This window comes from Pantoea latae, from assembly GCF_002077695.1.
Taxonomy (GTDB): Bacteria; Pseudomonadota; Gammaproteobacteria; order Enterobacterales; family Enterobacteriaceae; genus Pantoea; species Pantoea latae.
In genome coordinates this window covers 1-4,512 of record NZ_MWUE01000040.1, presented here as the reverse complement: position 1 = coordinate 4,512, position 4,512 = coordinate 1, and the positions used below count along the sequence as shown (strand labels likewise).

Genomic DNA, 4,512 nt, shown 5'->3' with positions numbered 1-4,512 from the left:
GCCGCCGTAGGTTTTAGCCAGAACGGTGGTGATTGCTGCAGTCAGGGTGGTTTTACCGTGGTCAACGTGACCGATGGTGCCCACGTTTACGTGCAGTTTGTTACGTTGAAATTGCTCTTTAGCCATCGCTTGTCCCTCTAAGACACGGATATATCAAAGATATCATCACATCAACCAGGCTGTGCCTGAGTGCAGGATTTACAGAGAGAGAATCAGGGAGGAGATAAAGGAAGTGGTGCTGATACCCAGAGTCGAACTGGGGACCTCACCCTTACCAAGGGTGCGCTCTACCAACTGAGCCATATCAGCACATCTGGAGCGGGCAGCGGGAATCGAACCCGCATCATCAGCTTGGAAGGCTGAGGTAATAGCCATTATACGATGCCCGCATCCTGGAACTCGGCTACCTGTTCTTTCTGTAGCTTGTGAATAATAAGAGATGATCCCCTACTATTCAAAGTCTGACAGCGTTGCTGACCGACTTTAACTGTGCCGAAGCGCAGTCTGAATTTAGGGTGAGAGAAGTGACTCACCGACAGATAAACTGGCTGTTTATCTGCTCTCAACCGCAAGGGTTGAGATGGTGGTGGGAGAAGGATTCGAACCTTCGAAGTCTGTGACGGCAGATTTACAGTCTGCTCCCTTTGGCCGCTCGGGAATCCCACCTACTTGATGGTGCCGGCTACCGGAATCGAACTGGTGACCTACTGATTACAAGTCAGTTGCTCTACCAACTGAGCTAAGCCGGCATCAAGTGACGCGCATTCTAGGAAGGTCGGGGACAGGATGCAACAAAAAAATCGCTGAAATAACTCTATCGCTTACTATTTGTGCAAATCCTCGCATTTTAGCGATTTAGTGCGGAAAAATTAGACGAATAAGGCCGGTTTTGTTCCTCTGCGCCGCGCGTTGCCAGCGCCTTTTTCTCTGCCTTAGCAGGTGCGCCGCAGACTTTTTTCTTTATGCAGCGCGATAAAAAAAAGATTATTTTTTGCCGGCGACGCTTTTTTATCCCTCTGTGGCAAGCCGGTACGGCACCGGAAAGAGAAGCCATTATTTTTGCTCTGCTACGTTATGCGCGCTCTCTTGCGAAAGCGTGCGCGGTTTTATCATTTTTCTTCTTTTTATTGTCACACTGATGTTAACCTCCAGCCCATTGTTCTCAGTAAAGACCTTGTGACGCGCCGTTATGTTCTCATATCGCTACAGGTTTTTTATCTGCGTGATAGGAATGAACCTGACGCTGCAGTCAGACGCATACTTATGAATAAAAAGAATTCACCTCTGACCACGCCCTATTTAGAGTTCACGCGTAAGCAGTGGGCTGCGCTGCGTAATTCCGTGCCGATGACCCTGACCGAAGAGGAGATCGCGCAGCTGAAAGGCATTAATGAGGATTTGTCTCTGGAAGAAGTCGCAGAGATTTATCTTCCTTTGTCGCGTCTGCTTAATTTCTATATCAGCTCTAATCTGCGCCGTCAGGCAGTGCTGGAGCAGTTCCTCGGCACCGACGGGCAAAAGATTCCCTACATCATCAGCATTGCCGGCAGCGTGGCGGTGGGCAAAAGCACCACCGCGCGCGTATTGCAGGCGCTGCTGAGCCGCTGGCCCGAACACCGTAAAGTCGAGCTGATCACCACCGATGGCTTTCTGCATCCAAACGCGGTGCTGAAAGAGCGCGGCCTGATGAAGAAGAAAGGCTTCCCGCAGTCCTATGATATGCATCGGCTGGTTAACTTTGTTTCCGCGCTGAAATCAGGCGCCAGTCAGGTCACGGCGCCGGTCTATTCGCATCTGGTCTATGACGTTATTCCCGACGGCGACAAAGTGGTTCATCAGCCCGATATATTGATCCTGGAGGGGCTGAACGTCCTGCAGAGCGGCATGGACTACCCTCACGATCCTCATCATGTTTTTGTGTCGGACTTTGTCGATTTCTCTATCTATGTGGATGCGCCTGAAGAGCTGCTGCAGCGATGGTATATCAACCGCTTTCTGAAATTCCGCCAGGGCGCTTTTACCGATCCCGACTCCTATTTCCATCACTATGCGCAGCTCTCCGAAGAGGAGGCGGTGCAGATCGCTACCGGACTGTGGAAAGAGATTAACTGGCTAAACCTGCAGGAAAACATTCTACCGACTCGCGAGCGAGCCAGCCTGATTATGACCAAAGGCGGCAATCATGCGGTTGATCGGGTCAGACTGCGAAAATAAGCGTTAAAAAAGCCTGCATCGTGCAGGCTTCATTTTTTACTGTGGACGCAGCGATATCTCTCCGCCGACCCAGGACTTAAGCTCACCATCCTGCTCCAGCACTAATCCGCCCTGTTTATCAATGCCCCGCGCGATGCCGTGGATCTCTCTGTCGCCGATAAGCAGCTTAACCGGGCGATCGATAAAATTATCCAGTGCCTTCCAGCGATGGGTAAAAGGCGCCAGTCCGTCACGTTCGAATAGCGGCAGCGCCTCGCGCAGGCTGTTGATCAGCTTTGCCGCCAGATCGTTTCGATTGATGGCGATACCCGCTTCCTGCAGATTGATCCAGCCCTGATTGATTTGCGCCGTCTCCGCGCCGCGCATCGCCAGGTTGATCCCGGCGCCCATCACGATCTGCGCAGCGTCCCCGGTTTTACCGGTGAGTTCCACCAGAATGCCCGCCAGTTTGCGATCGTTAAGATAAAGATCGTTTGGCCATTTTACCCGGACATCCTGCGCGCCGAGCTGCTGTAGGGTTTCGGCCATGACAATACCGATAACCAGACTCAGCCCCATCGCGGCGGCCGGGCCCTGCTCCAGGCGCCAGTACATCGACATATAGAGATTGGCGCCGAATGGCGAGAACCACTGGCGGCCGCGACGGCCTCTGCCCGCCTGCTGATACTCCGCAATGCAGGCATCGCCCGACTGCAGCGTATTCATGCGGTCCAGCAGATACTGGTTGGTGGAGTCGATAACCGGGATCACTTCCAGCCGGGGCTGGTTAAGCTGGGCGAGAATGGCGGCTCTATCCAGTAACTGCATTGGCGCGGGCAGGCTATATCCTTTCCCTGTTACCGTATAGATATCCAGTCCCCAGGATTTCAGCGTCTGGATATGTTTGTTGATCGCCGCGCGGCTCATGCCCAGCGTGTCGCCGAGTTGCTCGCCGGAATGAAATTCACCGTCGGCGAGTATCTCAACCAGCTTCAACGGGATGCTATGGTCTTTCATAAGATTGCCTCAACAGCATTGCGCTCGCCCTGCGCGCCGATAAAGCGCACTTCAGGCTCCAGCCACACATCAAACTTCTCTCCGACGCGCATGCGCACGGCTTTCGCCAGTTCGACAATATCCTGAGGCGTCGCCTGCTCAGCGTTGATAAGCACCAGCGCCTGCTGCTGATGCACCGCCGCGCCGCCGATGCGAAAACCTTTCAGCTGGCACTGATCGATCAGCCAGCCCGCCGCCAGTTTGACCTCGCCGTTCGCCTGCGGGTAATAAGGCATAGTCGGCGAGGTAAGCTTCAGCCTCTCAGCCTGTTCATGGCTTATCAGCGGGTTTTTAAAGAAGCTGCCTACATTGCCCGTTACGCGTGGATCGGGCAACTTGCTCTGCCGCATCTGGCAAACGGCGTTGAATACCTCTTCTGGCGTTGCCGTCGCGGGATCCAGACGGCTTAAATCGCCATAGGAAAGCACCGGCTGCCAGCTTTTCGGCAGCCTGAGCCCTACGGCGACAATGGCGTAACCCTGCTGGTAGCGATGCTTGAAGATGCTGTCGCGGTAACCGAAAGCACAGTCGTCACGGTGCAGCCGCAGCGTTTCGCCGCTGTCGAGGTTAAGCACGTCTACATATTCGCAGACGTCTTTAAATTCCACGCCGTAGGCGCCGATATTTTGAATCGGCGCCGAGCCTGCCATGCCGGGAATAAGCGCCAGATTTTCGAGCCCGGCAATCCCCTTCTCCAGTGCGAATTTGACCAGTGCATGCCAGTTTTCGCCGGCACCAACATGGAGCTGCCAGGCTTCGGCCTGCTGCTGGATGGCGATACCTTTGATCCTATTTAGCACGACGGTGCCCGCGAAATCTTCCAGGAAAAGCACATTACTGCCTTCGCCCAGCAGAATAAAAGGATGATGACTGCGCTTCGCCTCCTGCCAGGCGTGGAGAATAGCCTCTGGCGTTTCAGCGATAATGCGTTCACGCGCGCAGATTTCAAGACCAAGCGTATTATCAGCTTGCAGAGAAGAATACTGGTGGGACATTGAGTGGCCTTAACAAAGTTATCTGCGCGTAGTTTACCGTATCAGTTCCGGCTTGTAGGGAAGTTTTAGCGCTGTCGCGACGGGAAAATGATCTTTTTGAGCGAAATTCAGACGTAAAAAAGCCCTCTGCGTCAGCAGAGGGCTTTCCCGTTTGGATGCCTGGCAGTTCCCTACTCTCGCATGGGGAGACCCCACACTACCATCGGCGCTACGGCGTTTCACTTCTGAGTTCGGCATGGGGTCAGGTGGGACCGCCGCGCTAGTGCCG

General features: G+C 54.0%; 5 protein-coding genes, 4 tRNA genes and 1 rRNA gene. 1 reads left to right on the top strand and 9 read right to left on the bottom strand.

Annotated elements, in window-relative coordinates; all coding sequences use genetic code 11:
• The 6 genes from B2J69_RS22310 to B2J69_RS23980 all read right to left on the bottom strand — a co-directional run.
• Positions 1-126: GTP-binding protein (locus tag B2J69_RS22310; RefSeq protein WP_008102187.1), on the bottom strand; the 126-nt coding region annotated here is incomplete at its 3' end.
• A gap of 107 nt (positions 127-233) precedes the next feature.
• A tRNA-Thr gene (locus tag B2J69_RS22305) sits at positions 234-309 on the bottom strand.
• 5 nt (positions 310-314) lie between these two features.
• Positions 315-389: transfer RNA gene (locus tag B2J69_RS22300), tRNA-Gly, on the bottom strand.
• 192 nt (positions 390-581) lie between these two features.
• Positions 582-666, bottom strand: a tRNA-Tyr gene (locus tag B2J69_RS22295).
• A gap of 7 nt (positions 667-673) precedes the next feature.
• Positions 674-749: transfer RNA gene (locus B2J69_RS22290), tRNA-Thr, on the bottom strand.
• A 98-nt stretch (positions 750-847) separates the two neighbouring features.
• Positions 848-1,054, bottom strand: coding sequence for a hypothetical protein (locus tag B2J69_RS23980; protein ID WP_143806331.1), 207 nt, complete (start codon positions 1,052-1,054; stop codon positions 848-850).
• Between the two features lie 209 nt (positions 1,055-1,263).
• Between B2J69_RS23980 and coaA the strand changes: the two genes are divergently transcribed.
• The gene (gene coaA, locus B2J69_RS22285; protein WP_081142488.1) at positions 1,264-2,214 is read left to right on the top strand and encodes a type I pantothenate kinase; all 951 of its coding nucleotides are present in this window, start codon (positions 1,264-1,266) and stop codon (positions 2,212-2,214) included.
• A 36-nt stretch (positions 2,215-2,250) separates the two neighbouring features.
• Here coaA and birA read toward each other — a convergent pair whose 3' ends face one another.
• From birA to rrf, 3 genes are all read right to left on the bottom strand, one after another.
• Positions 2,251-3,210, bottom strand: coding sequence for a bifunctional biotin--[acetyl-CoA-carboxylase] ligase/biotin operon repressor BirA (gene birA, locus B2J69_RS22280; protein ID WP_081142486.1), 960 nt, complete (start codon positions 3,208-3,210; stop codon positions 2,251-2,253).
• Positions 3,207-4,244 carry a UDP-N-acetylmuramate dehydrogenase gene (murB, locus tag B2J69_RS22275; RefSeq protein WP_081142484.1) on the bottom strand — a complete coding sequence of 346 codons (1,038 nt, stop codon included), beginning with the start codon at positions 4,242-4,244 and terminating at the stop codon, positions 3,207-3,209. Before murB ends, birA begins: the two co-directional genes overlap by 4 nt.
• 157 nt (positions 4,245-4,401) lie before the next feature.
• A 5S ribosomal RNA gene (gene rrf, locus B2J69_RS22270) occupies positions 4,402-4,512 on the bottom strand; the annotation flags it as partial.